Here is a 23149-nt window from a genome sequence, read left to right on the forward strand (position 1 = left end):
CTACAGGCTTTCGACGAACTTGGTGAGACCCTTGCTGGCCGTCTCGAGTGCAGTTTTCTGCGCCTTCTTCACGAGGAAACCGGGCAACGGGATCTTGGGATCGACCGTCAGCTCGAAAGTCACCTTGGTACCGGAGCCTGATTCGGTCAAAACATACGAGCCGTCCTGCGCATTTTGCTGACCGCTCTCGACGAGGTGCCACGACACGGTGTCGTCACCCTCGAAGGTGTAGTCGACCACCTGCTCGTCGCTGATGCCGAGAATGGAGACGTTCATCCGAACACGGTGGGGGCGGCCGTCGTCGTGGGTGCTTTCGATGGTCACCGACTTGTGGGCAGACGACCACTCGGGCAGCCGATCCACCGCGGCGATCGCGGCCATCACCGTGGCCGGATCGGCCTTGATCTCGAACTCTTTGACGCCGGAAACGGCCATATTTTTCGCTCCTTCGAGCCCGTGGCGACTCTCACCGTGTGGCTGTTGCGACGTAATTAGACCACCGTCGGTGCCGGGGCCATGGAGGGAGTGCGGCGCCGCTTCAGAAATTGTTGCCGAGGTTACGGCGCATATGGTCTTTGAGGGCGCCCTGCACTGCCTGGGACACCCACGAGTTCAGCGACACTCCGTTCTGTGACGCGGCCTCCTCTGCCTTCGACTTGATCTGATCCATCAGCCGCAGAGTGACGCGGCTGATGTCACCTGTGGCGTCATCGAAGGCCGCGCTGATGTCTTCGGCGGTGGTGGTGTTCTTGTCCTCCGCTCCTGCGGTGTCTGCGGTGGTACGGGCAATGTCGACCCCGACCTCGGTACCCTCCAGTCGCACCTTCACGGTGCGACTCTCGAGCACAGAAGACACCTCACCAGCGAATTCAGTGAGTGCGGACAGCAGGAGGAGCCGGGCCGCCGGTTCGACGGCTACCGCGAGCGCCGCCGCTGTGTCCCGGGTCCGGTCGTCGCCGAGGGCTGCGGCTGCCGTGAGGTCGTCGCGCAGCCGGGCGACGTAACTGTCGAGGTTCATGACGCCAGCATGACGTCATCTGTGACGTCGGTCAAGGGTGTCGGTCGAGGGGTGGCTGCGACCGCCGCACGGGCGCCCCCACCCGCACGGAGCCCGAATCACGGCGCAACTAGGGTTTATGCATCAGGAATGGATCCGTTCTCGGGTCCGGTAGGAGGATCACGCAGTGCCGCAGACGGTGTCGCTCAGGGTGCAGCTCGTCGCGAAGACGGAGTTCCTTCCACCGGAGGACATCCCGTGGGAGACGGACGCCGACGGAGGGGAGGCGCTGGCCGAGTTCGCGGGACGCGCCTGCTATCAGAGCTGGTCGAAGCCCAACCCGCGCACGGCGACCAACGCCGGGTATCTTCGCCACCTCCTCGAAGTCGGGCACGAATCCGTCCTGGAACACGGCAGCGTCACCTTTTACATCACCGGAATCTCCCGCTCGTGCACCCACGAGCTGATTCGGCACCGGCATTTCTCCTACTCGCAGTTGTCGCAGCGGTTCGTGCGGGAGAACGACTCCAACGTGGTCGTGCCGCCCGCGATCGCCGGTGATCCCGAGCTCGAGGCACTCTTCGCCAGAGCGACGGACGCGAGCCGGGCGGCATACGGCGAGCTGCTCGAAGCACTCGAGGCCAAGCTTGCGGAGACCTCGAGCCTTCCCGTGCGGAACAAGGAGGCCCGCCAGGCCGCCCGGGCCGTATTGCCCAACGCGACCGAGACCCGGGTGGTGGTCACCGGCAACTACCGCGCGTGGCGTCACTTCGTGTCGATGCGGGCGACCGAGCACGCCGACGTCGAGATTCGTCGACTTGCTGTCGAATGCCTCAGGCAGTTGCAGAAGGCGGCACCTAATGTGTTCGGCGACTTCGAGATCGTCGACTGGGGAGACGGATCGGAAGTGGCGCGGAGCACGTTTTCCGCCGACCTGTGAGTGGTGTGCGAAAGTACCTGGGCCACCGGGTAGCCTTCTGACCATGACCTACGGTGATTCCGCTTCTCACGTCGAGCGTCCGTTCGGCACAGTTTCCACTGCGATGGTGACGCCGTTCACCTCCGACGGAAAGCTGGACGTCGACGCGGGTGTCCGCCTCGCGGCGTACCTCGTCGACAATGGATGCGATGCTCTCGTGCTCGCCGGTACCACCGGTGAGTCGCCGACAACCACCGAGAACGAGAAGCTCGAGCTGCTCCGCGCCGTCATCGACGCCGTCGGCGACCGGGCGAAGATCATCGCAGGCGCAGGAAGTAACGACACCGCCCACAGTGTCGAACTCGCGCGCGACGCCGCCCGCGCCGGGGCGCAGGGACTCCTCGTCGTCACCCCGTACTACTCGCGTCCGCCGCAGGCGGGTCTGTACGCCCACTTCACCGCTGTCGCAGATGCCACCGACCTTCCGGTGATGCTCTACGACATTCCGCCGCGCTCAGTCGTCCCCATCGAGACCGAGACGATCCGCCGCCTCGCCGAGCATCCGCGCATCGTCGCGGTCAAGGACGCGAAGGGCGATTTGAACGCCGGCGCCGAATTGATCGGAACCACCGACCTCCTCTTCTACTCGGGCGATGATCCGCTGAACCTGCCGTGGTTGGCGGTCGGCGCCACCGGCTTCGTCAGCGTGATCGGGCACCTCGTGCCGTCCCGGCTGCGTGAACTCCACACGGCATTCGCGGCCGGCGATATCGCCCGGGCGCGTGCCATCAACCTCACCCTGATCCCGGTCATCCGATCCGTTGCGCGGTTGGGCGGGGTCAGTGCGTCAAAGGCAGGATTGCGATTGATAGGTCTCGACGTGGGCGAACCCAGGCTCCCTCAAGTGGCACCCACCCACGATCAGCTCGATCTCCTGGCAGCCGACCTTCACGCTGCGGGGGTACTCGCATGACCCGTCCCCCCCGTCGTCGCAGCGCAAGCCGTCAGGCCGGACCGCCGGCTCCCAGCCCGGCCGAGCAGCCCGCAGCACCTCCCGTGCCCGAGCCGTCGGCGGCGGCGGTGGAGCAACCGAAATCGGAACCCCCGCTCGCAGAGAGCCCCACTGCGCCGAAGCAAGCGAAGTCCGCGCCGGTGAAGGCTGCATCCACCAAGACGGGCGCCACCGGCAAGTCGCCCTCGCGCTCTCGTCGCGGTGGTAACGGCAACAAGCGTCCGGACAACCGGGCGGCAACTCCCGATCCGACCGCGCGGCTCGGTGCACCGCCCAAGGCGCCCTTCAAGGGACTGCGAGTGGTCGCCCTCGGGGGCATCGGTGAAATCGGCCGGAACATGACCGTCTTCGAGCATCAGGGCAAACTGCTCATCGTCGACTGCGGCGTGCTGTTTCCCGAGGATCAGCAGCCTGGTGTGGATCTGATCCTGCCGGACTTCCGGCACATCGAGGATCGCATGGCCGATGTCGAGGCCGTCGTCCTCACCCACGGTCACGAGGATCACATCGGGGCGATCCCGTTCCTGCTCCGCCTCCGGCCGGATCTGCCGGTCATCGGCTCCCGGTTCACGCTCGCGCTCGTCGCAGCCAAGTGCCGGGAACATCGTCAGCGACCCAACCTCGTCGAGGTGACGGAAGGCCAGCGCACGGCACACGGCCCGTTCGAGTGTGAGTACTTCGCGGTCAACCACTCCATCCCGGACGCGATCGCGGTCGCCATCAGGACCGACGCCGGAGTCGTGCTGCACACCGGTGACATCAAACTCGACCAGCTTCCGCTCGACGGCAGGCTCACCGACCTCGCCGGCTTCTCGCGTCTCGGCGACGAAGGAGTGGACCTGTTCCTGGTCGACTCGACCAACGCCGAGGTGCCGGGATTCGTCACACCGGAACGTGAGATCGGCGGCGTGCTCGACAACGTCATCGGTAAGGCGAAGCAACGTGTGATCGTGGCGTCGTTCGCCAGCCACGTCCACCGCATCCAGCAGGTCGTCGACGTGGCGCACCGCTACAACCGCCGGGTTGCGTTCGTGGGCCGATCCATGGTCCGCAACATGCAGATCGCACAGGATCTCGGCTACCTGAGCGTGCCCGACGGTCTGGTGGTCGACATCGACACCGCGGCGAACCTGCCCGACGATCGCCTCGTTCTCATCTCCACCGGCTCTCAGGGTGAACCGCTGTCGGCGTTGTCGCGGATGGCGCGGGGTGAACACCGGCAGATCAATGTCCGGGCCAACGACCTGGTGGTCCTCGCCTCGTCACTGATTCCGGGCAATGAGAACTCCGTCTTCGCGGTCGTGAACGGTCTCGCCAAGCGCGGTGCCACCGTGGTCACGCAGCAGAGCGCCAAGGTGCACGTCTCCGGCCACGCGTCGGCGGGTGAGCTGCTCTACCTGTACAACGCGGTCCGGCCCACCAACGCCATGCCGGTGCACGGCGAATGGCGGCACCTGCGCGCCAACGCCGCGCTGGCCAAGGCCACCGGCGTTCCGGAAGAACGCATCGTGCTCGCCGAGGACGGCGTCGTGGTCGACATGGTGGACGGTCTCGCCGAAATCGTCGGGCAGGTGCCGGTCGGACACGTCTACGTCGACGGACTGTCCGTCGGTGATGTCGGCGACTCCACGCTGTCGGATCGATTGGTTCTCGGGGAGGGCGGGTTCATTGCGATCAACGTGGTGATCGACGACCACACCGGCCGCGCCGTCAGCACCCCGGAGGTGTCCGGGCGCGGATTCTCCGACGACCCGACCGCCCTCAAGGATGCCGCCCAATTGGTCGAGGCGGAACTCGCGCGCCTGGCCACGGAGGGCATCAACGACGCGCATCGGATCGCCCAGGCGATCCGGCGGGTAGTGGGTAAGTGGGTTGCGGACAAGTACCGTCGCCGGCCGATGATCGTGCCCACCGTGATCGCGGTGCCGTCGTTCGACGGCAAATAGTTCCGCGGCAGGTAAATTCGTTCGGGTGACCTTCGCCCGAGATGAACGCCTTGCCCTGGTCGACTCGATGGCCGAGTTCGGCCCGGATGCGCCCACCCTCTGCGGGGACTGGACCAACCGGGATCTCGCTGCCCACCTCGTCGTCCGTGAACGGCGGCTCGACGCGGCCCCGGGAATCCTCGTCAGCCGTCTCGCCGGTTACACCGAGCGGGTCCAGAACGAGACGGCGACGCGCCCGTGGAGCCGGCTGCTCGACGAGGTCCGGACCGGTCCTCCGCGGTGGTCGCCGATGTACTGGGTCGACGCTCAGGTGAACCTGGGCGAGATGTTCGTCCACCACGAGGACGTGCGCCGTGCCCACGAGGGGTGGGAGCCGCGGATTCTCCCCACAGCGCGCCAGGACGCCCTGTGGGGTCTGGCACGCAAGGTGGGACGGCTCGGCTATCGCCGCGCGCCTGTCACGGTGGTGCTCGAACGTCCGTCGGGTGAGCAGGCGACGGTGCGCAACGCCGCGCCCCGACAGGTCGTTCTCCGAGGTGAACCGGCCGAATTGGCCCTGCACGCGTTCGGGAGAGACGCCGTACGGATCGAAGCCGCGGGCGACGCCGAGGATGTCGCCGCGATCATGTCACTGGACCGTAGCTTCTGAGGCGCTCGGCACAGGTCGACGGCTGTTACGGGTGTTGCGGATGGTCCGGAAGGTGCCGCAGCGACTAATCTGAGAACCATGGCAGGTAAGGCGAGCGCCCGCGGTTCGAGCACGACGACGTCCACGGCAAGGACGGGCGTGCGGGGTGCCTCGTCTGCGTCCAAGCCGAAGTCGCGGACGACCCGCACGGTCAGCACTCCGCGTAAGGCCACCTCGCCGCGTGCCGGTGCCGCCCGCGGCGGTGGCAGAAAGCCGGCGGCGAAGAAGGCGTCCGGCGCGAGCCCGTTGAAGTCGGTGGGCCGCGGCATCGGCGCCGGATGGTCGCTGGTGGCCAAGGGTGTCGGGGCAACCACCCGCACCGTCGGTAAGGCTGCCGAGATCGAACAAGGACATCGGCGCGACGGAATCGCCCTCGGCCTGATCGCGATGAGTGTCGTCATCGCCGGAGGCATCTGGTTCTCTGCGGGCGGTCCTGTGGGGGAGTGGATCGAAACCGGTGTCCGGGCGGTATTCGGCGGCGCCTCCGCGGTGTTGCCCGTGATCGGCGTCGGCATTGCCGTCGTGCTGATGCGAACGGAGCCGAAGCCGGAGATCCGGCCGCGACTGGTGCTCGGGTCGCTGTTGGTGGGGTTGCCCGCACTGGGTCTCTGGCACATCGCGAGTGGCGCCCCCACCGACGCCGACGGCCGCGCGCAGGGTGCGGGTTTCGTCGGCTATGCGGCGGGCGGCCCGTTGACGGACGGACTGACCGTGTGGTTGTCCGCTCCTTTGCTGCTCATGGCAGCGCTCTTCGGCGTCCTGCTGGTCACCGGGACCACGGTGCGCGAAGTCCCCGGCAAGCTGCAGGCGTACTTCGGCACATCCTTCGGCCGCGACCACTACGCCGACTACGACAGCGAGTACTACGAGGACGGCGAATACGACCCCACGCTGTTCGACGCCGACGGCTACCCGGTGGACGACTACGCGTCCGGACCGAAGGGCGCACCGGCCGACAACTATCCCACCGACGAATACACCGTGAGCGACACGGCGAAGACGGAAGTCCTCGGACTCTGGGACGCCGAGACCGCGGCGGAGCCGGTGCCGCCGCCACCTGTTCCGACGCCGAAACCCGCTCGCCCCAAGACCAAGCCGGTGGTGGCGCCGAAGCCGGAACCCGAACCGGAGCCGCCGCTGCCCGAGGTCGACAAGTTCGTGACCGATCGGGTTGTGGAGGGTGACTACACGCTGCCTCCGACGTCGCTGCTGATCGACGGTGATCCACCGAAGAAGCGCAGTTCGGCCAACGACGCGATGATCGAGGCGATCACCGAGGTCCTCGACCAGTTCAAGATAGATGCCGCGGTCACCGGGTTCACCCGGGGCCCCACCGTCACCCGGTACGAGGTGGAACTCGGTCCCGGCGTCAAGGTCGAGAAGATCACCGCTCTGGCCCGCAATATCGCGTATGCCGTCGCCACCGACAACGTGCGCCTGCTGGCGCCGATCCCCGGAAAGTCCGCCGTCGGTATCGAGGTGCCCAACTCAGACCGCGAGATGGTGCGCCTGGCCGACGTCCTCACCGCGCCTTCGACGCGGAAGGACCACCATCCGCTGGTGATCGGCCTCGGTAAGGACATCGAGGGCCACTTCGTCAGCGCGAACCTGGCAAAGATGCCGCACCTGCTCGTGGCAGGGTCGACCGGCTCCGGTAAGTCCAGCTTCGTCAACTCGATGCTGGTGTCGCTGCTCTCGCGCGCGACGCCCGACGAGGTTCGGATGATCCTCATCGACCCCAAGATGGTCGAACTGACGCCGTACGAGGGCATTCCGCACCTCATCACGCCCATCATCACCCAGCCCAAGAAGGCCGCTGCCGCGCTGGCCTGGTTGGTGGAAGAGATGGAACAGCGTTACCAGGACATGCAGGCCAATCGGGTGCGTCACATCGACGACTTCAACTCCAAGGTGAAGTCCGGGGAAATCACTGCCCCACTCGGAAGTGAACGGGTCTACCGTCCGTATCCGTACATTCTCGCCATCGTCGACGAGCTCGCGGACCTCATGATGACCGCGCCGCGCGATGTCGAGGAAGCAATCGTGCGCATCACCCAGAAGGCGCGTGCAGCCGGCATCCACCTCGTGCTGGCCACGCAGCGACCGTCGGTGGACGTCGTAACCGGGTTGATCAAGACCAATGTGCCCTCGCGACTCGCCTTCGCGACGTCCTCGCTCACCGACTCCCGAGTCATCCTGGATCAGCCCGGTGCCGAGAAGCTGATCGGTATGGGCGACGGGTTGTTCCTCCCGATGGGTGCGGGCAAGCCGACCCGTCTTCAGGGCGCCTTCATCACCGACGAAGAAATCTCGGCGGTGGTCGATTTCAGTAAGAACCAGGCGGAGCCGGAGTACACCGAGGGTGTCACCGCGGCGAAGGTCGGGGAGAAGAAGGATGTCGACTCCGATATCGGCGACGATATGGACGTGCTGCTGCAGGCGGTCGAACTCGTCGTGTCCAGCCAGTTCGGTTCCACGTCGATGCTGCAGCGCAAACTGCGTGTCGGGTTTGCGAAGGCCGGCCGGTTGATGGACCTGATGGAAACTCGGGGTGTGGTCGGACCCAGCGAAGGCTCCAAGGCACGTGAGGTTCTGATCAAGCCCGATGAGTTGGACGGCCTGCTGTGGTCGATCCGCGGTGGAGATCCGAACGAGGCCCCGTCCGACGAGTAGAGCGGACGCAGTGTCCGAAATGTGCGATTCCGGCGCGATGTGGTTGAATGGTCAGCGACTTGGAGGGGAGTATCCCCACCTCTGTGGCAGCATCGTCAGCACGATCGGCACCATTGCCGATCCGGGGCTGCCAGTCGGTCGGACCTCGGTTCGACTCGGCGGGAGAGACCTCCGGTACCCAACGAGGTCTACCGGAGGTCTGTCTACATGCATGTCTCGCCGCTGGTCTGGGTCATCACCTGTGTGGTGATTCTCGGACTGTTCGTCTTCGACTTCTTCGCCCACGTGCGCACCCCGCACGCCCCGAGCTTCCGGGAGTCGGCCTTCTGGTCGACGGTGTACATCGCCATCGCGATCCTGTTCGGATTGATCGTGATGTGGCTCTGGGGCAGCCAGTACGGCGGGGAATACTTCGCGGGTTACGTCACCGAGAAAGCGCTGTCGGTCGACAACCTCTTCGTCTTCGTGATCATCATGGCGACGTTCTCCGTGCCGCGGGAGTTCCAGCAGAAGGTACTGCTGATCGGCATCGTCATGGCGTTGGTGATGCGCGGCATCTTCATTGCCGTCGGCGCGGCGGCCATCAACACCTACAGCTGGGTGTTCTACCTGTTCGGCGCGTTCCTCATCTACACCGCGTACACGCTGGTCCGTGACCACGGGCACGAGAAAGAGGTCGAGGAGGAACGCGACAGCAGGATCGTCGCCCTGGTGAAGAAGGTTCTTCCCACCACGGATTCCTACGACGGCGACAAGCTCGTCACCAGGATCAACGGCAAGCGCGTGGTCACACCGCTGCTTCTGGCACTCGTCGCCATCGGCTTCACCGACGTGCTGTTCGCCCTCGACTCGATTCCGGCGATCTACGGCCTCACTCAGGAGCCGTACCTGGTCTTCACCGCCAACGCGTTCGCGCTCATGGGACTGCGCCAGCTGTACTTCCTGATCGGTGGGCTGCTCGACCGGCTCGTGTACCTGTCTTACGGGCTGTCGATCATTCTGGCGTTCATCGGTGTCAAGCTGGTGTTGCACGCCCTCCACGAGAACACGCTGGGCTTCGTCAACGGCGGGGAACACGTCGCGGTCCCCGAGATCACGACGGGAACGTCTCTCGCCGTCATCGTCGGGGTGCTGGCCGTCACGACTGTGGCCAGCCTCCTCAAGACGCGGAACATGAGCTCCGTCACGTAGCGTTCACTCGCGGAACGCCGGTGGGGGCCGGTACTCGGCGGGTCAGAGACTGAACTCGCCGAGTACCGGGATCCACTCCACGATCCGGGACGCCGTCACCAGGTTGTGGACGGCAAACGGGTCGTGGGTGAACAGCAACTCCACGGTCTCGGCGTCGGCGGCGTCGACGATGATGAAGGCACCACTGCCGTCGGCGAACGGACCCGAAGACAGTACGGTCTTGCGCTCGACGAGGTCACCGAGCCAGACCCGGTGGGCGGCACGGTGTTCGTCGCGGCCGGCCGCGGTCTCGTCCGAATAGGTGTACTCCACTACGAACAGTGACATGTTCTCGCTCTCTGTAGGTATGAAAAATTCACTCGCGGCTGGGCCGATTTCGTCCCGGATGCCGGGATTCGTCAGAGTGTGAGGAGCATCCGGGTGTTCCCGAGGGTGTTCGGCTTGACATAGCTGAGGTCGAGGAATTCGGCGACACCGGTGTCGTACGAACGGCACATTTCGGCGTATACCTCCGCGGTGACGGGTGTGCCGTCGATTTCCACGAACCCGTGTTTGGCGAAGAAATCGACCTCGAAGGTGAGCACGAAGAGTCGTTCGAGTTCGAGTTCGCGCGCGACCTCGATCAGTTTTGCGACCACCTGGTGGCCCGCACCCCGGCCCTTCGCCTGCGGATCGACTGCGATGGTGCGCACCTCGCCCAGGTCGGCCCACAGGACGTGCATTGCGCCGCAACCGATTACAGCGCCGTCACGCTCGGCGACCCAGAACTCCTGGATGGATTCGTACAGGGTGACGAGATTCTTTTCGAGCAGAATCTTGCCGGCGTAGATGTCGATCAGACGCTTGATCTCGGGCACGTCGGAGGTTCGTGCTCGCCGCACGATCAGCTGATTGTCGGCGGTGTTCGGCGTCCGAGATGTCATGGCGTGAACATTAGCCAACAGCCCTACCGATATTCTTAGGCACGTGCCGGTACCGCCTCTGACTTCTCCCCGATCCCCAGGACGTCCAGGGGCGCAGTTCGACGCCGTGGTGTGCCGATGAGTACGCAGCGTGAGGATCGGCCGTCGGCAGATGACCCGACGGCTCCGAACCCCGCTGTCGAGCCGGCGAGTGAGACGCAGGTGCCACTACTCAACATCGCTAACATTCTGACGATCCTGCGGATCTTGCTGGTGCCGGTCTTCCTGGTCGTACTGCTGATCGGCGACGGTCACGAGCTGGTGTGGCGGCTGGTGGCGACAGGCGTGTTCGCGGTGGCGGCCATCACGGACCGGATCGACGGTCAGCTGGCCCGTAAATACGGATTGGTCACCGATTTCGGCAAGCTCGCCGATCCGATCGCAGACAAGGCGCTGATCGGTGCCGCACTGGTCGGTCTCTCCGTGCTGGGCGATCTGCCCTGGTGGGTGACGGTCGTCATCGCGGTACGTGAACTGGGCATCACCCTGCTGCGGTTCGCCGTGTTGCGCCACGCCGTCATTCCGGCAGGCAGGGGAGGAAAGCTCAAAACACTCGTGCAGACGATCGCGATCGGTTTCTACCTCTTGCCCCTTCCCGACGCCTTCGATGTCGCCGGCTGGGTACTCATGGGCGCTGCCGTGGCACTGACGGTGATCACCGGGCTCGACTATGTCGTCCAGGCCGTTCGTCTACGCGCCGGGGTCCACCGAGTCGAGATGAGGGCGGGCACCGGCGCATGACCGACCCGTTGACCCCCGGCACCCGCGTGGGCGAACTGGTGGATCTGCTGACCCGGCGCGGTGAGACGGTCGCGACTGCGGAATCACTGACGGCGGGACTTCTCGCGGCGACCATCGCGGGCGTTCCGGGCGCCAGCAAGATCCTCCGCGGCGGCCTCGTCGTCTATGCGACAGATCTCAAAGAGACCCTTGCAGGCGTGGATCCCGTCTCGCTGGCCGCGGACGGACCCGTCTCGGCGTCCACCGCCGGCGGACTTGCCGAGGCTGCACGCGTGCGCTGCACCGCCGACTGGGGGATCGGCCTGACCGGTGTCGCGGGCCCGGACACGCAGGACGGGCACCCCGTCGGCACGGTATTCCTGGGAATCGCCGGTGCCGGTGGGCACTCGGTGCTCGAACTGCGATTGGCAGGCGACAGATGGGGAATCCGTAAATCTGCGGTTTCTGCGGCCGTGTCGGAACTCCTCGATCGCATGCAGGAAACATCCGCAGGCTAAGGTCGGGAACCAATCGGTCCTGTTCGCGCGTTGAGTAGGCGAGACAGGTGACGGATGAAGGAGGAGCGAGATGGCGCTGCTATTGCGTGAGGCAATCGGTGACAGTCTTCGGCGCACGCGCGTTTCGCAGAGCCGGACCCTGCGTGAGGTGTCGAACAGTGCGCGAGTGAGCCTCGGGTACCTGTCCGAGGTCGAGCGGGGGCGTAAAGAGGCCTCGAGCGAGCTTCTGGCGGCGATCTGCGATGCGTTGGAGGTTCCACTCTCCGATGTCCTCGTCGACGTCAGCGAGTCGCTGTCCGACCGATCGTCGGCCGAGCGTGCGGCTGACGGAGCTTCGGCCGAGGTGTCCGCACGGGCCGGTTCGACGACCATCGCCCGCGACACGAGGGTCGTGATTCCCGCCCCGACGGCGCAGGCACTCGCTGCTGCGTAGCACCGCGCCCGCCGAACCGATAGATTTCACGTAACGCCGATCTCGTCTTCGGTGGTCAGACAGGCAGTCGGGGCGCAGCCCTTGTTCCGGTGCGTGACGGTCGCGCATCGGGTCGCGCATCGCGCGGCGCAACAGATGGAGGCAGGATCAAACCCATGGCTAATCCTTTCGTCAAGGGATGGAAGTACCTGATGGCGCTCTTCAATTCCAAGATCGATGAGAAGGCTGACCCCAAGGTTCAGATTCAGCAGGCGATCGAGGATGCGCAGCGTCAGCACCAGGCCCTTTCACAGCAGGCCGCGTCTGTCATCGGCAACCAGCGCCAGCTCGAGATGAAGCTGAGCCGTCAACTCGACGAGGTCGAGAAGCTGAACGCCAATGCCCGGCAGGCCGTCAACCTGGCTGATCAGGCGCAAGCTGCCGGTGACACCGAGAAGGCGATCCAGTACACCAACGCCGCCGAGGCCTTCGCTGCTCAACTGGTCACAGCAGAGCAGGGCGTCGAAGACCTCAAAGCCTTGCACGATCAGTCGCTCCAGGCCGCCGCGCAGGCAAAGAAGGCCGTGGAGCAGAACGCGATGGCACTGCAGTCCAAGGTTGCGGAACGCACCAAGCTGCTCAGTCAGCTCGAGCAGGCGAAGATGCAGGAGCGGGTCAGCGAGTCGCTGCGTTCGATGGACAGCACGCTGTCCGCGCCCGGCAATACACCCAGCCTCGACGCCGTGCGCGACAAGATCGAACGCCGCTACGCCGACGCACTGGGCTCCGCCGAACTCGCCCAGAACTCGGTCTCCGGTCGCATGATGGAAGTGCAGCAGGCCAGCATCCAGATGGCAGGCCACAGCCGCCTCGAGCAGATCCGCGCGTCGATGAAGGGTGATGCGCTCCCTTCCGGTGGCGCCGCCGCCGCCCCGGCTACCCCAGCCGCCAACCAGCAGCCTCCCGCCGCGGGCCAGACCGGCACTGCGGGTCAGTAGCCGAACACTGATCCCCATGAGTTCCACCCGAGGTGGCCGACCCGGACGTGTCGTCCGGTCGGCCACTGTCGTATCCGGCCTCGCTGGAGTGCAGGGCGCCTTGCGGGACGCCGGTGAGTCGGTCGTCGAGGCTGCTCAGCGCTGGCGTGATCCGCGCGAACGCCTGTTACGGAAGAAGCGACGCGCTCGCCGGTGGGCGCAGCGCTACGGCGTCGTGTCCGGATCCTCGGCGACCGGTGCTGCGGGCCTCGCCCTCGCTGCTGCTCCCGAATGGTCGATGGTGATGGCCGGCGGCGGCGCGGTCGTGTTCGCGGTGCCGGCGGTGATGGCGCTGAACCGTTACCGGAAGCTCGACGCCGTCGTGCCGCCGCCGGGCCGCCCTGACCGACGGTCCCTCCCGCCGCCCTCCTCGGCCGCCCGGGAGCCGATGGAGCGGCTCGTGCACAGCGAGCGCGCACTCCACGGAATTCTGGGGGTGCTCAGTCGTTCGGCGGCGATCAGGCCGGATGATGTCGAAGACACCCACCGCACAGCGCGGTCCGCGGCGGCCGCTCTGCACGCGGTCGCCGTCGATATCGCGGAGATGGAGAGCGCCGCCGCCGGAAGCCGGGCGGCAGCGCCGTCGCTCCACCGGGCCATCGCTTCCGCCGCTGCACAACTCGACGACGGCGTCGATCAATTCGAGGAACTGGTTGCTGCTGCCGCCGAAGTCACGGTTCCCGGCGCGTCCGGGGCGGTGGGCGGCCTGGCCACCGAACGTGCGGAGCTGGTTTCGGCTACCGAAAAGCTGGCCGGCCTCGCCGCGGCGCTCGGCGAGATCGACGACGTCGTGCGCCGATACCGCTGAGCTCGGTCATGTCTTTCCCATGGCGTCGTGACCGGCGCCGTCCGGGCTCAGGGGAGTGGGGGACAACCCTGAACTTTCCCTGATCTTTGCGATGACCTGGTGCTTTACGAGCAGCTACGTGCCAGGCTGGTGTGCGTACCCGACGAGTGGGGTCCATCGGATGTCGCGCAGGAATCGATCGGGGAGATGTGAGTGGAGGAAGTCATGTTCTGGAAAATCGTTCTGGCGATCGTGCTGATCTGGATCGCGCTGGCCGTCGTCGGTGCCTTGATCGAGGGCCTGTTCTGGGTACTTGTCGTCAGTGCAGTCGTGTTCGGGGCATACCTCCTGTACAAGGCGATGTCCGGATCCGGCGAGACGTCTGACATCACACGCCTCTGAGGTGCAGTCTCGAACCATGCAACCGGTACCTGAGGACTGGCATCGCGGGCTCGTCGTCGTCGCCCACCCCGATGACATCGAATACGGGGCGGCAGCGGCGATCGCCCGATGGACCGCGCAGGGCAAGGACATCCGATATGTGCTCGCGACCAGTGGCGAAGCCGGAATCGCGGGACTGCACCCTCGTGAATCGGGTCCCATCCGCGAGGAGGAGGAGCGTCGCTCGGCGGCCGTCGTGGGGGTGTCCCAAGTGGAGTTTCTCGGCTACCCCGACGGGCGGCTCGTCGAAAGTCTGGATCTGCGCCGCGACCTCGCTGCGGCCATTCGGCGTCATCGCCCCGACATGGTGGTAACCGCACACTTCGGCGATACCTGGGGTCCCGGGCAGCCCAACAGTGCCGACCATCGCGCCCTCGGACGCAGTGTCCTCGATGCCGCAGCGGATGCCGCGAACGAGTGGATCTTTCCCGAACTGGGGGAGAGGGGACTGCCGCCGTGGCGCGGCGTGCGCTGGGTCGCGGTCAACACCATGCAACCCACTCATGCGGTCGACGTCACGGACACCGTCGATCGAGCCGTGCTGTCACTCGCCGAGCATGCACGCTATCTCGAAGCGCTGTCCGACATCCCCGTGGGAAAACAGGCGCGCGCCCAGGTCGAGGCGGTCACCGCCCCACAGCCCGGATTCGAAGCCGACCGCGCCGTCGGCTTCGACCTCTACTACTTCGAGTGACTCCGCCTTCCTGAAGCGCTGTGGCCCCCGCGCCGGCGTGGCGGGGGCTTGCGGTGGCGGTTCAAGACTCGGGCCGTGACGGAAACCCTACGATTCCCGAACTACGTGTCCGCGCCCTCCACTGACGGCCGACGCCCACAGTCTCGAGCACAGTTGAGTACTGCGGTGCCGAGGTGAGAACATCGCCGATGCGTTACGGTGTTACACACGATGTCTATCCGTAATCCTCTGTCGCGTGACGACAGCACGCCGAGCGTCGACGACGCCATACTCGACGCAGCTCGTTCCTGCATCCTCGACTTCGGGTTGCGCAGAACCACCCTGGCCGAGGTCGCGCGCCGGGCGGGGGTCAGCCGACCGACGGTCTACCGTCGTTGGGCGGACACCCGGGCGGTGGTCGCCGACCTCATGACGCGCGAGATCGCCGATCTCACCCCGGCATTCACACTCGACGAGCCGGTTTACGACCAACTCGTCGACGCTGTCGTCGATGTCTCCGCGGCGGTGCGACATCATCCGCTCTTCGTCAAGATTCTGCGCTCGGATCAGGAACTCTTCACGACATACGTCCTCGAGCGCCTGGGAACCAGCCAGAAAGCGATCATCGACCGGGTGGCACTCGCCGTGGTTGCCGGCCAGCGACAGAACTCCGTGCGCGCCGGCGACAGTCGCCACATCGCCACCATGGTGCTGCTCGTCGCGCAGTCCGCGGTCCAATCAGCGGCAATGGTCGCCGAGGAACTACCCGACGATGCGCTTACCGGAGAGCTGCGCCGGGCGATCGGTGCCTACCTTGCACCACCGAACCACGAGAGCGCTGGAGGACTTCGGTGAACGACGGAATTTCGACTCACCCCTCGGCGCTCCATGCCGACCGCAGGACCCGCGAACTGCACCAGCTGGCAGACGACGGGCGCATCGACGTACTCGTGATCGGTGGCGGCGTGACCGGCGCCGGTGTGGCCCTCGATGCCGCGACGCGGGGGTTGAATGTCGTGCTCGTCGAGAAACGCGACCTCGCGTTCGGAACCAGCAGGTGGAGTTCCAAGCTCGTGCACGGGGGATTGCGCTACCTGGCGTCGGGCAACGTCGGTATCGCACGGGAAAGTGCGATCGAACGGGGGATTCTGATGACCCGGACGGCCCCACACCTCGTCCGGGCACTGCCGCAGCTGGTTCCCGTCCTCGACTCCACCACCGTGTTCGGCAAGACCCTGGTTCGCGCGGGTTTCCTCGCGGGCGACATCTTGCGCGCCGGGGCACACACGTCGCCGACCATCCTGCCGAGGTCGCGGACGGTGCGTCCCGACCGTGTGGCCGAGCTCGCCCCAGCAGTGCGCAGGCAGGGGTTGCGAGGCGGTCTCGTCGCGTTCGACGGACAGCTCGTCGACGATGCTCGACTCGTGATCGGTCTCGCCCGTACGGCAGCGATGCACGGCGCGAAAATTCTCACACGGACGGGCGCGTACAAGGTGACCGGCACGTCGGCCACACTGCGTGACGAGTTGACCGGGTCGGAAATGGTGATCGAGGCGCGCACGGTGATCAACGCGGCGGGGGTCTGGTCGGGGGAGATCGACCCCGACATCAGTCTCAGGCCGAGTCGTGGCACGCACCTCGTGCTGTCCGCAGGCCGCCTCGGCAATCCCACCGCCGCGCTGACCGTGCCCATCCCGGGGGCGTCCAATCGTTTCGTCTTCGCGTTGCCGGCCCAATTGGGCAGGGTGTACCTCGGTTTGACGGACGAGGCGGCACCCGGGCCTGTGCCCGACATCCCGGCCGCGTCCGAGGAGGAGATCGACTTCCTGCTGGCCACAGTCAACACTGCTTTGGAGAACCCGCTGGGACGCTCGGATGTTCTGGGTACATTCGCAGGTCTGCGCCCTCTCCTCCACACCGGCGACGGCTCGACGGCCGACCTGTCCCGCAACCACGCGGTCCTGCATTCCAGCACGGGACTCGTCAGCGTGGTCGGTGGCAAGCTGACCACCTACCGCAAGATGGCGGAAGACGCGGTCGACGCCGTCGTCGAGCTCGCAGGACTGCCGGCGGGTCCCTGCCGCACTCGCGCACTGCCGCTCGTCGGTGCCGCCTCCCCGGACGCCCTGCGAAACGTGGCCGCGCCGCCGTCGCTGATCGCCCGCTACGGAACCGAAGCCGCGCTGGTCGCCGCCGACCCTGCCATGCTGGCGCCGATTGCGGACGGGTTGGACGTCAGCCGTGCCGAACTCGACTTCGGGGTCTCGCACGAGGGCGCGCTCGACGTAGATGATCTCCTCGACCGGCGTACCCGGATCGGGCTCGTCGCGGCCGACCGGGCGCGGGCGCTGGGCGCTGCCGAATCGGCGTTCGAGACTCGGTGACGACGGCCGTGTGACACCCTGTGCTCGTGCGAGTCGCTGTGGTCGCCGGGCCGGATCCCGGACATGCCTTTCCTGCCCTTGCCTTGTGCCTGGCATTCATCGAGGCGGGCGACGAACCGGTCCTGTTCACAGGCGCCCGCTGGATCGAGCCGGCACGGGCCGCCGGAGTGCCCACCGAACTGCTGAGGGGCCTCGCACCGCGGCCCATCGATGACGATCTCGACGCAGGCGCGCGCATCCACGGACGGGCCGCGCACATCTCCACCGAACTCTTGCCCGACCTGCGCGCGATGAACCCCGACCTGGTGGTATCCGACATCCTCACCGCGGGCGGAGGAATGGCCGCCGAGAGGTTGGGGATCCCCTGGATCGAACTGTCACCGCATCCGCTCTACGCACCGTCGAAGGGATTGCCGCCGATCGGTAGTGGTCTCGCTCCCGGGACCGGTGTCCGCGGCCGGATTCGCGATACCCTCATGCGGGCCGCGACGGCACGATCGATCCGGCAGGGTGAGCGGCAGCGCACGCAGGCGCGCGTCAGTGTCGGACTGCCGAGCGAGGACCCGGGGCCTGTGCGCCGACTTATCGCCACCCTCCCTGCGCTCGAGGTGCCGCGACCCGATTGGCCTGCGGAGACGTATGTGGTCGGCCCGCTGTTGTGGGAACCCACCGACGAGGTGCTACCCGTCCCCGACGGCAGCGATCCGCTGGTCATGGTTGCGCCGTCCACCGCCTTCACCGGCGCCGAAGGCATGCTCGAGACCACCCTCAGCGGACTCGAGGGAGCCGGAGTGCGGGTGATCGCCTCCATCCTGGAGGGAGCGCCGACGACGGTCCCGGCCTGGGCGCGCGCCGGGCTCGGACGGCAGGACGTCATGTTGCAGCATGCCGACGTCGTCGTCTGCGGGGGTGGCCACGGGATGCTCGCAAAGGCGCTGCTTGCAGGAGTCCCGGTCGTGGTAGTGCCCGGAGGCGGCGATCAATGGGAACTGGCCAACCGAGCCGTCCGGCAGGGGAGCGCCGTCATCGTCCGACCACCGAGCCCGGATGCTCTTCGTGCCGCGGTGGAACGGGTGCTGTCCCACGCGGCATTCACCGAGGCGGCACAACGGGCCGCGAAAACCGTCGCCGAAGTCGATGATCCCGTCGAAGTGTGCCGTGGAGCGCTGCGATGACAACCTGCGCTGCGCGCGTCCGCTAGCGTAGAAACGTGCGACTGACCGAATTTCACCAACTGGTCCGCGACGAGTTCGGGCAGATGCGCGGCGACGCACTGCTCGTCGACCACGTCCTCCTCGGCCTCGGTGGCAAAACCGCCGCCGAAGCCATCGAGGAAGGCCGCGAACCACGGGAAGTGTGGCGAGAACTCTGCGCCGAATTCGACGTCCCCCCGCAGCGTAGATGAGCGGCACCGCCGCGGGGTAGATGAGCGGCACCGCCGCCTGATCAGGCGGCCGGCAATCCGGGCGGCGTGTCGAACACCCGATCGCGACAATCGAACACACGTTCCCCTATGCTGGAGATGTTCAGTGGTCACGGTTCTTGTCGCTACCTGGATCTAACCTGACCGCAGAGCACAGACGAACTCGAGAATGGGGACCGACGATGGCACCACACGCACACGATCGCGACAAGGCGCTCGACCTGGCGCTTGCGCAGATCGACAAGAACTTCGGCAAGGGCTCGGTGATGCGCCTGGGCGAAGGTGTGCGTCAGCCCATCGCTGTCATCCCGACCGGTTCCATCGCGTTGGACGTGGCCCTCGGCATCGGCGGCCTGCCCCGGGGCCGAGTCGTCGAAATCTACGGCCCGGAGTCGTCGGGTAAGACGACGGTCGCTCTGCATGCGGTCGCCAATGCCCAGGCTGCCGGCGGCATCGCCGCCTTCATCGACGCCGAGCACGCTCTCGATCCCGACTATGCCCAGAAGCTCGGTGTCGACACCGATGCCCTGCTGGTGTCGCAGCCCGACACCGGCGAGCAGGCACTCGAAATCGCCGACATGCTGATCCGTTCCGGCGCCCTCGACATTCTCGTGATCGACTCGGTGGCGGCGCTCGTCCCCCGTGCCGAGATCGAAGGCGAAATGGGCGACAGCCACGTGGGTTTGCAGGCCCGTCTGATGAGCCAGGCGCTGCGCAAGATGACTGGTGCGCTCAGCAATTCGGGCACCACCGCCATCTTCATCAACCAGCTGCGCGAGAAGATCGGCGTCATGTTCGGTTCCCCCGAAACGACCACGGGCGGTAAAGCGCTGAAGTTCTACTCCTCGGTGCGCCTGGACGTTCGGCGTATCGAGACCCTCAAGGACGGCACGGACGCGGTCGGTAACCGCACGCGCGTCAAGGTCGTCAAGAACAAGGTGGCCCCGCCGTTCAAGCAGGCAGAGTTCGACATCCTCTACGGCCTCGGAATCAGCAAGGAAGGCTCGCTGATCGACATGGGCGTCGAGCACGGGTTCATCCGCAAGTCCGGATCCTGGTACACGTACGAAGGCGACCAGTTGGGGCAGGGTAAGGAAAATGCCCGAAAGTTCTTGCTGGAGAACACCGATATCCGGGACGAGATCGAGAAGAAGATCAAGGAAAAGCTCGGGATCGGGGCCGACGTGACCGCTGTGACGGACGACGCTGCCCCGGTCGACTTCTAGGGAAGAGACCGTGCGTCCGACGGGCGAAGGTGGGACAGAGACGCAGGCCAAGGAATTGTGCCTGCGTCTCCTCACGGATCGTGCCCGAAGCAGAGCAGAACTGTCCGAGCGGCTCGCGAAGAAGGGCTACTCGGCCGATATTTCCGAACGTGTACTCGATCGCCTCAGCGAAGTCGGATTGGTCAATGACGCCGACTTCGCCCAGCAATGGGTCCAGTCGCGGCACACCTACTCCGGCAAAGGCAAGCGGGCGCTAGCCATGGAATTGCGCCGCAAAGGCATCGGCCAGGAGCACGCCAGCGAGGCGCTCGCACAGATCGACAACGAAGACGAACGCGAACGGGCCACAGAACTGGTCGCGAAGAAGCTGCGGACGCTTTCCGTCGACGACCGCGACCGGGCAGTTCGACGCCTCGTGTCGATGCTTGCGCGCCGGGGCTTTTCACAGGGAATGGCATTCGAGGTGGTCAAAGAGCAGCTCGATCACCTCGGCGACGACACCGACGGAATGTTCGACGACGGGTGAGCCCCGCAGCATTCCGGCAGTTACGGCAGGGTGGGACGGCGTTCCACCCTGCCGCTCCACATCACAGTCTCTTGTCGGTGATGTCCAGTCCCGGAACCGAGACCGCAGGAACGACCCCGATGTCCGCAGGGGGGATCGCTCCACCCTTGCGACCGGAACGCAGTCGCTTCTCCACTCGGGTCGCCACCACGGTCAGTGTCGAGTTGAGCACAATCATGATGATGGCCACGACAATCAACGCGGGCAGGTAGTTGCCGTAGAAGGCGCCGAGTTGCTGCCCCGAGCGCACCACCTCCACGTACCCGATGAGGTAACCGAGAGCGGAGTCCTTCAAAGCCACCACCATCTGCGAGATGATGGCCGGCAGCATCGCCGTGACGGCTTGCGGAAGGAGGATCGTCCGCATGATCTGGCCTTTGCGCATACCCAGGGCCATCGCCGCCTCACTTTGCCCCTTGGGGAGTGAGTTGATCCCTGCGCGCACAATTTCGGCGATCACCGAACCGTTGTAGAGAGTGAGACCCACGATGACGGCGGCGAGGGCCAGATACTTCGACTTGAAGACCTCGTATTCGGCGAAGAGCTGGTACGAGAAGATCATCAGAATCAGCACCGGGATGGAACGGAAAAGTTCCACGATCCCGCCGGCAATCCACCGAATCGGTCGATGATCCGACAGTCGGCCGATACCGAGAATCGCGCCGAGAATCAACGCAAACACGATCGACACGGCTGCAGCCACGAGCGTTCCGCGGATGCCGGGAATCAGATAGGTGGTCCACGATGTCGACTCGACGAAGGGATTCCACTTCGCGGACGTCAGCTGTCCCTTGTCGTCGAGCGCTACGAAGACGAGGTAACCGATGCCGAGGAGGACGACGGCCACCGCCACGGAGATCAAGCGGTAGGTGTTCCGCGCGCGGGGTCCGGGGGCGTCGTAGAGGACAGTGGCGGAATTGCTCATCGTGCAACCTCGAATCGCTTGCTCAGGTAGCCGAACAGAAGGCCCATCGGCAGTGTGAGAACCACGAATCCGAGGGCGAAGATGCCACCGACGACGAAGATTGCGGCCTCGTTCTCGATCATCTCCTTCATGAGAAGTGACGCCTCGGCGACGCCGATCACCGAGGCGATCGTGGTGTTCTTGGTCAAGGCGATGAGGACGCTACCCAGGGGTGCGGTCACGGCGCGGAAAGCCTGGGGCAGCACGATCAGGCGCAGATTCTGAGAGAACGTGAGGCCGAGTGACCGTCCGGCCTCGGCCTGCCCGACGTGCACGGTGTTGATACCGGACCGGAGCGACTCGCAGACGAAGGCCGCGGTGTAGACGCTCAAACCCAGAACGGCGAGCCGAAAGTTGTTCTCGGTGAAGAAAGTCGGTGACTGTTCGGGGGCGAGAGTGACGCCCATCGTCTGGAAGAGCCCGAACGAACAGAAAATGATGATGAGTGTCAGGGGAGTGTTCCGGAAGATTGTCACGTACGCGGCGCCGACGCCGCGTGCGACGGGAATCGGCGACACCCGCATCGCGGCGAGGATGGTGCCGAGTATCAGCGCGCCGATGGCCGAGAAGGCGGTGAGTTGCACCGTCGTCCAGAAGGCGTCGATCAGCTGATCGCTGTACTTGCTCAATAGGTCCACTTACCGTCTCCCGAGATCCCGGTGGTTGGAGTCGAACCGTGTCGGACGGCCCGCCGAAGCGAGGCCGTCCGACACGGAGAGAAAATACTCAGTAACGATCGACGGTCGGCGGTGCAGGCAGCGGGTAGCCGGAAGCTCCGACGGTGTCGTTGAACGCGGTCTGCCACGAACCGTCCGCGATCATCGCGTCGACGGCGTCGTTGATCTTGCCGCGGGTTTCGTCGTCGCCCTTGGCGAGGCCGATTCCGTACCGCTCCTCGGTGAAGGGTTCACCGACCACCTTCAGCTCACCCGGGTACTGGGCGGCGTAACCGGCCAGGATGATGTCGTCGGTGGTCACGGCGTCGACCGCGCCGTTACGCAGGGCCTCGACACAGGCGGAGTAGGTGTCGAACTCCTGCAGCTGCACATCCTGGGCGTACTGGTCCTTGACCTTCTGCGCGGGCGTGGAACCCGTGACCGAGCACAACTTCTTTCCGCCGCGCAGTGAATCGGGGCCCGTGATGTCGGTGTTCTCCGACTTCACCAGAAGTGACTGTCCCGCAATAAAGTACGGTCCCGCGAAGTCGACCTTTTCCTTGCGGGCGTCCGTGATCGAGTAGGTGGCGACGATGTAGTCGACCTCACCGTTCTGGATCAGGGTCTCGCGCTGTGCGGACGGCGACTCCTTGAACTCGATGTTCTCGGGTGCGACGCCCAGCTTACCGGCCACGTATTCGGCCACCTCGACGTCGAAGCCGCTGAAGCTTCCGTCGGGGTTACGCTGCCCGAGACCAGGCTGGTCGAATTTGATGCCCACGGTCAACTTGCCCTCGGATGCACTCTGAGAAGCGCTTTTCTCCTCACCTCCGCCGCAGCCGGACGCGACGACGGCGACTGCCATGACGCCGATTCCCCAACGAATCGCGCGATTGATCCTCATCGAGTTCCTCTCCATAGAAATAACGGGTTGAGACAGGGCAGTCCACCGAAG

At 65.6% G+C, this 23149-nt stretch carries 26 protein-coding genes; 19 read left to right on the forward strand and 7 right to left on the reverse strand.

Going from position 1 to position 23149, the window contains the following annotated elements:
* Entirely contained in the window at positions 1–435 is a 435-nt protein-coding gene (locus JQT59_RS20095; RefSeq protein ID WP_159926281.1) for an SRPBCC family protein, read from the reverse strand.
* Positions 436–538: 103 nt separating this feature from the next.
* On the reverse strand, positions 539–1018 hold the full coding sequence (locus tag JQT59_RS20100) for a toxin-antitoxin system HicB family antitoxin (RefSeq protein ID WP_213571716.1): 480 nt from the start codon (positions 1016–1018) through the stop codon (positions 539–541).
* A 166-nt stretch (positions 1019–1184) separates the two neighbouring features.
* Between JQT59_RS20100 and thyX the strand changes: the two genes are divergently transcribed.
* From thyX to JQT59_RS20130, 6 genes are all read left to right on the forward strand, one after another.
* Positions 1185–1937, forward strand: coding sequence for an FAD-dependent thymidylate synthase (thyX, locus tag JQT59_RS20105; RefSeq protein WP_213571717.1), 753 nt, complete (start codon positions 1185–1187; stop codon positions 1935–1937).
* A 43-nt stretch (positions 1938–1980) separates the two neighbouring features.
* On the forward strand, positions 1981–2889 hold the full coding sequence (gene dapA / locus JQT59_RS20110; RefSeq protein ID WP_213571718.1) for a 4-hydroxy-tetrahydrodipicolinate synthase: 909 nt from the start codon (positions 1981–1983) through the stop codon (positions 2887–2889).
* The gene (locus JQT59_RS20115; RefSeq protein WP_249353689.1) at positions 2886–4874 is read left to right on the forward strand and encodes a ribonuclease J; all 1989 of its coding nucleotides are present in this window, start codon (positions 2886–2888) and stop codon (positions 4872–4874) included. The genes dapA and JQT59_RS20115 overlap by 4 nt, the downstream gene beginning before the upstream one ends.
* Before the next feature lie 25 nt (positions 4875–4899).
* Positions 4900–5523, forward strand: coding sequence for a TIGR03085 family metal-binding protein (locus JQT59_RS20120; RefSeq protein ID WP_213571719.1), 624 nt, complete (start codon positions 4900–4902; stop codon positions 5521–5523).
* A gap of 78 nt (positions 5524–5601) precedes the next feature.
* Complete coding sequence (locus JQT59_RS20125) at positions 5602–8235, forward strand: DNA translocase FtsK (RefSeq protein WP_213571720.1); 2634 nt, start codon at positions 5602–5604, stop codon at positions 8233–8235.
* A gap of 207 nt (positions 8236–8442) precedes the next feature.
* Positions 8443–9426 carry a TerC family protein gene (locus JQT59_RS20130; protein WP_213571721.1) on the forward strand — a complete coding sequence of 328 codons (984 nt, stop codon included), beginning with the start codon at positions 8443–8445 and terminating at the stop codon, positions 9424–9426.
* Between the two features lie 42 nt (positions 9427–9468).
* On the opposite strand, the gene JQT59_RS20135 is transcribed toward JQT59_RS20130, so the two are convergent.
* Entirely contained in the window at positions 9469–9753 is a 285-nt protein-coding gene (locus tag JQT59_RS20135; RefSeq protein ID WP_213571722.1) for a YciI family protein, read from the reverse strand.
* 71 nt (positions 9754–9824) lie between these two features.
* Positions 9825–10349 (reverse strand): amino-acid N-acetyltransferase, encoded by a 525-nt coding sequence (locus JQT59_RS20140; protein ID WP_159926295.1) that lies wholly within the window; start codon positions 10347–10349, stop codon positions 9825–9827.
* A 117-nt stretch (positions 10350–10466) separates the two neighbouring features.
* On the opposite strand from JQT59_RS20140, the gene pgsA reads away from it, so the two are divergent.
* The 13 genes from pgsA to recX all read left to right on the forward strand — a co-directional run bounded on the left by pgsA (position 10467) and on the right by recX (position 20535).
* A complete protein-coding gene (gene pgsA, locus JQT59_RS20145) occupies positions 10467–11129 on the forward strand; it encodes a CDP-diacylglycerol--glycerol-3-phosphate 3-phosphatidyltransferase (RefSeq protein WP_213571723.1) in 663 nt (220 codons plus the stop codon).
* The gene (locus JQT59_RS20150) at positions 11126–11626 is read left to right on the forward strand and encodes a CinA family protein (RefSeq protein ID WP_213571724.1); all 501 of its coding nucleotides are present in this window, start codon (positions 11126–11128) and stop codon (positions 11624–11626) included. The genes pgsA and JQT59_RS20150 overlap by 4 nt, the downstream gene beginning before the upstream one ends.
* A gap of 70 nt (positions 11627–11696) precedes the next feature.
* Positions 11697–12059: a helix-turn-helix domain-containing protein gene (locus JQT59_RS20155; protein WP_213571725.1), complete on the forward strand. Its 363-nt coding sequence runs from the start codon at positions 11697–11699 to the stop codon at positions 12057–12059.
* A gap of 155 nt (positions 12060–12214) precedes the next feature.
* Positions 12215–13036 (forward strand): PspA/IM30 family protein, encoded by an 822-nt coding sequence (locus JQT59_RS20160; protein ID WP_213571726.1) that lies wholly within the window; start codon positions 12215–12217, stop codon positions 13034–13036.
* A gap of 16 nt (positions 13037–13052) precedes the next feature.
* The gene (gene pspM, locus JQT59_RS20165) at positions 13053–13883 is read left to right on the forward strand and encodes a phage shock envelope stress response protein PspM (RefSeq protein ID WP_213571727.1); all 831 of its coding nucleotides are present in this window, start codon (positions 13053–13055) and stop codon (positions 13881–13883) included.
* 204 nt (positions 13884–14087) lie between these two features.
* Positions 14088–14264: a hypothetical protein gene (locus tag JQT59_RS20170; RefSeq protein WP_213571728.1), complete on the forward strand. Its 177-nt coding sequence runs from the start codon at positions 14088–14090 to the stop codon at positions 14262–14264.
* 16 nt (positions 14265–14280) lie between these two features.
* Positions 14281–14997: a PIG-L deacetylase family protein gene (locus JQT59_RS20175; RefSeq protein ID WP_213571729.1), complete on the forward strand. Its 717-nt coding sequence runs from the start codon at positions 14281–14283 to the stop codon at positions 14995–14997.
* A gap of 210 nt (positions 14998–15207) precedes the next feature.
* The gene (locus JQT59_RS20180) at positions 15208–15831 is read left to right on the forward strand and encodes a TetR/AcrR family transcriptional regulator (protein ID WP_213571730.1); all 624 of its coding nucleotides are present in this window, start codon (positions 15208–15210) and stop codon (positions 15829–15831) included.
* On the forward strand, positions 15828–17360 hold the full coding sequence (locus tag JQT59_RS20185; RefSeq protein WP_502939720.1) for a glycerol-3-phosphate dehydrogenase/oxidase: 1533 nt from the start codon (positions 15828–15830) through the stop codon (positions 17358–17360). Before JQT59_RS20180 ends, JQT59_RS20185 begins: the two co-directional genes overlap by 4 nt.
* A 26-nt stretch (positions 17361–17386) precedes the next feature.
* Positions 17387–18535, forward strand: a complete 1149-nt coding sequence (locus JQT59_RS20190) for a glycosyltransferase (RefSeq protein WP_213571731.1) — start codon at positions 17387–17389, stop codon at positions 18533–18535.
* A 35-nt stretch (positions 18536–18570) separates the two neighbouring features.
* Positions 18571–18765 carry a DUF3046 domain-containing protein gene (locus tag JQT59_RS20195; RefSeq protein ID WP_109330762.1) on the forward strand — a complete coding sequence of 65 codons (195 nt, stop codon included), beginning with the start codon at positions 18571–18573 and terminating at the stop codon, positions 18763–18765.
* 200 nt (positions 18766–18965) lie between these two features.
* Positions 18966–20009, forward strand: a complete 1044-nt coding sequence (recA, locus tag JQT59_RS20200; protein WP_213571732.1) for a recombinase RecA — start codon at positions 18966–18968, stop codon at positions 20007–20009.
* A 10-nt stretch (positions 20010–20019) separates the two neighbouring features.
* On the forward strand, positions 20020–20535 hold the full coding sequence (gene recX, locus JQT59_RS20205) for a recombination regulator RecX (protein WP_249353691.1): 516 nt from the start codon (positions 20020–20022) through the stop codon (positions 20533–20535).
* A 61-nt stretch (positions 20536–20596) separates the two neighbouring features.
* Here the strand turns inward: recX and JQT59_RS20210 are convergent, their stop codons facing one another.
* The 3 genes from JQT59_RS20210 to JQT59_RS20220 form a co-directional block, all read right to left on the reverse strand.
* Positions 20597–21499 (reverse strand): amino acid ABC transporter permease, encoded by a 903-nt coding sequence (locus JQT59_RS20210; RefSeq protein WP_213571733.1) that lies wholly within the window; start codon positions 21497–21499, stop codon positions 20597–20599.
* Complete coding sequence (locus JQT59_RS20215; protein WP_213571734.1) at positions 21496–22176, reverse strand: amino acid ABC transporter permease; 681 nt, start codon at positions 22174–22176, stop codon at positions 21496–21498. The genes JQT59_RS20210 and JQT59_RS20215 overlap by 4 nt, the downstream gene beginning before the upstream one ends.
* Before the next feature lie 88 nt (positions 22177–22264).
* Positions 22265–23098, reverse strand: a complete 834-nt coding sequence (locus JQT59_RS20220; protein WP_213571735.1) for a glutamate ABC transporter substrate-binding protein — start codon at positions 23096–23098, stop codon at positions 22265–22267.
* Between the last annotated feature and the right edge of the window lie 51 nt (positions 23099–23149).

Source organism: Rhodococcus sp. USK13 (genome assembly GCF_018343855.1).
GTDB lineage: Bacteria > Actinomycetota > Actinomycetes > Mycobacteriales > Mycobacteriaceae > Rhodococcus_F > Rhodococcus_F oxybenzonivorans.

Excerpts from the sequence above, each read along its gene's own strand:
- JQT59_RS20100 (WP_213571716.1), bottom strand. The coding sequence starts at position 1,018 with ATGAACCTCGACAGTTACGTCGCCCGGCTGCGCGACGACCTCACGGCA.
- JQT59_RS20115 (WP_249353689.1), top strand. The coding sequence starts at position 2,886 with ATGACCCGTCCCCCCCGTCGTCGCAGCGCAAGCCGTCAGGCCGGACCG.
- JQT59_RS20150 (WP_213571724.1), top strand. The coding sequence starts at position 11,126 with ATGACCGACCCGTTGACCCCCGGCACCCGCGTGGGCGAACTGGTGGAT.
- pgsA (WP_213571723.1), top strand. The coding sequence starts at position 10,467 with ATGAGTACGCAGCGTGAGGATCGGCCGTCGGCAGATGACCCGACGGCT.
- JQT59_RS20155 (WP_213571725.1), top strand. The coding sequence starts at position 11,697 with ATGGCGCTGCTATTGCGTGAGGCAATCGGTGACAGTCTTCGGCGCACG.
- dapA (WP_213571718.1), top strand. The coding sequence starts at position 1,981 with ATGACCTACGGTGATTCCGCTTCTCACGTCGAGCGTCCGTTCGGCACA.
- JQT59_RS20140 (WP_159926295.1), bottom strand. The coding sequence starts at position 10,349 with ATGACATCTCGGACGCCGAACACCGCCGACAATCAGCTGATCGTGCGG.
- JQT59_RS20160 (WP_213571726.1), top strand. The coding sequence starts at position 12,215 with ATGGCTAATCCTTTCGTCAAGGGATGGAAGTACCTGATGGCGCTCTTC.
- JQT59_RS20135 (WP_213571722.1), bottom strand. The coding sequence starts at position 9,753 with ATGTCACTGTTCGTAGTGGAGTACACCTATTCGGACGAGACCGCGGCC.
- recA (WP_213571732.1), top strand. The coding sequence starts at position 18,966 with ATGGCACCACACGCACACGATCGCGACAAGGCGCTCGACCTGGCGCTT.
- pspM (WP_213571727.1), top strand. The coding sequence starts at position 13,053 with ATGAGTTCCACCCGAGGTGGCCGACCCGGACGTGTCGTCCGGTCGGCC.
- JQT59_RS20180 (WP_213571730.1), top strand. The coding sequence starts at position 15,208 with ATGTCTATCCGTAATCCTCTGTCGCGTGACGACAGCACGCCGAGCGTC.
- JQT59_RS20125 (WP_213571720.1), top strand. The coding sequence starts at position 5,602 with ATGGCAGGTAAGGCGAGCGCCCGCGGTTCGAGCACGACGACGTCCACG.
- JQT59_RS20095 (WP_159926281.1), bottom strand. The coding sequence starts at position 435 with ATGGCCGTTTCCGGCGTCAAAGAGTTCGAGATCAAGGCCGATCCGGCC.
- JQT59_RS20210 (WP_213571733.1), bottom strand. The coding sequence starts at position 21,499 with ATGAGCAATTCCGCCACTGTCCTCTACGACGCCCCCGGACCCCGCGCG.
- JQT59_RS20130 (WP_213571721.1), top strand. The coding sequence starts at position 8,443 with ATGCATGTCTCGCCGCTGGTCTGGGTCATCACCTGTGTGGTGATTCTC.
- JQT59_RS20175 (WP_213571729.1), top strand. The coding sequence starts at position 14,281 with ATGCAACCGGTACCTGAGGACTGGCATCGCGGGCTCGTCGTCGTCGCC.
- JQT59_RS20170 (WP_213571728.1), top strand. The coding sequence starts at position 14,088 with ATGTTCTGGAAAATCGTTCTGGCGATCGTGCTGATCTGGATCGCGCTG.
- JQT59_RS20220 (WP_213571735.1), bottom strand. The coding sequence starts at position 23,098 with ATGAGGATCAATCGCGCGATTCGTTGGGGAATCGGCGTCATGGCAGTC.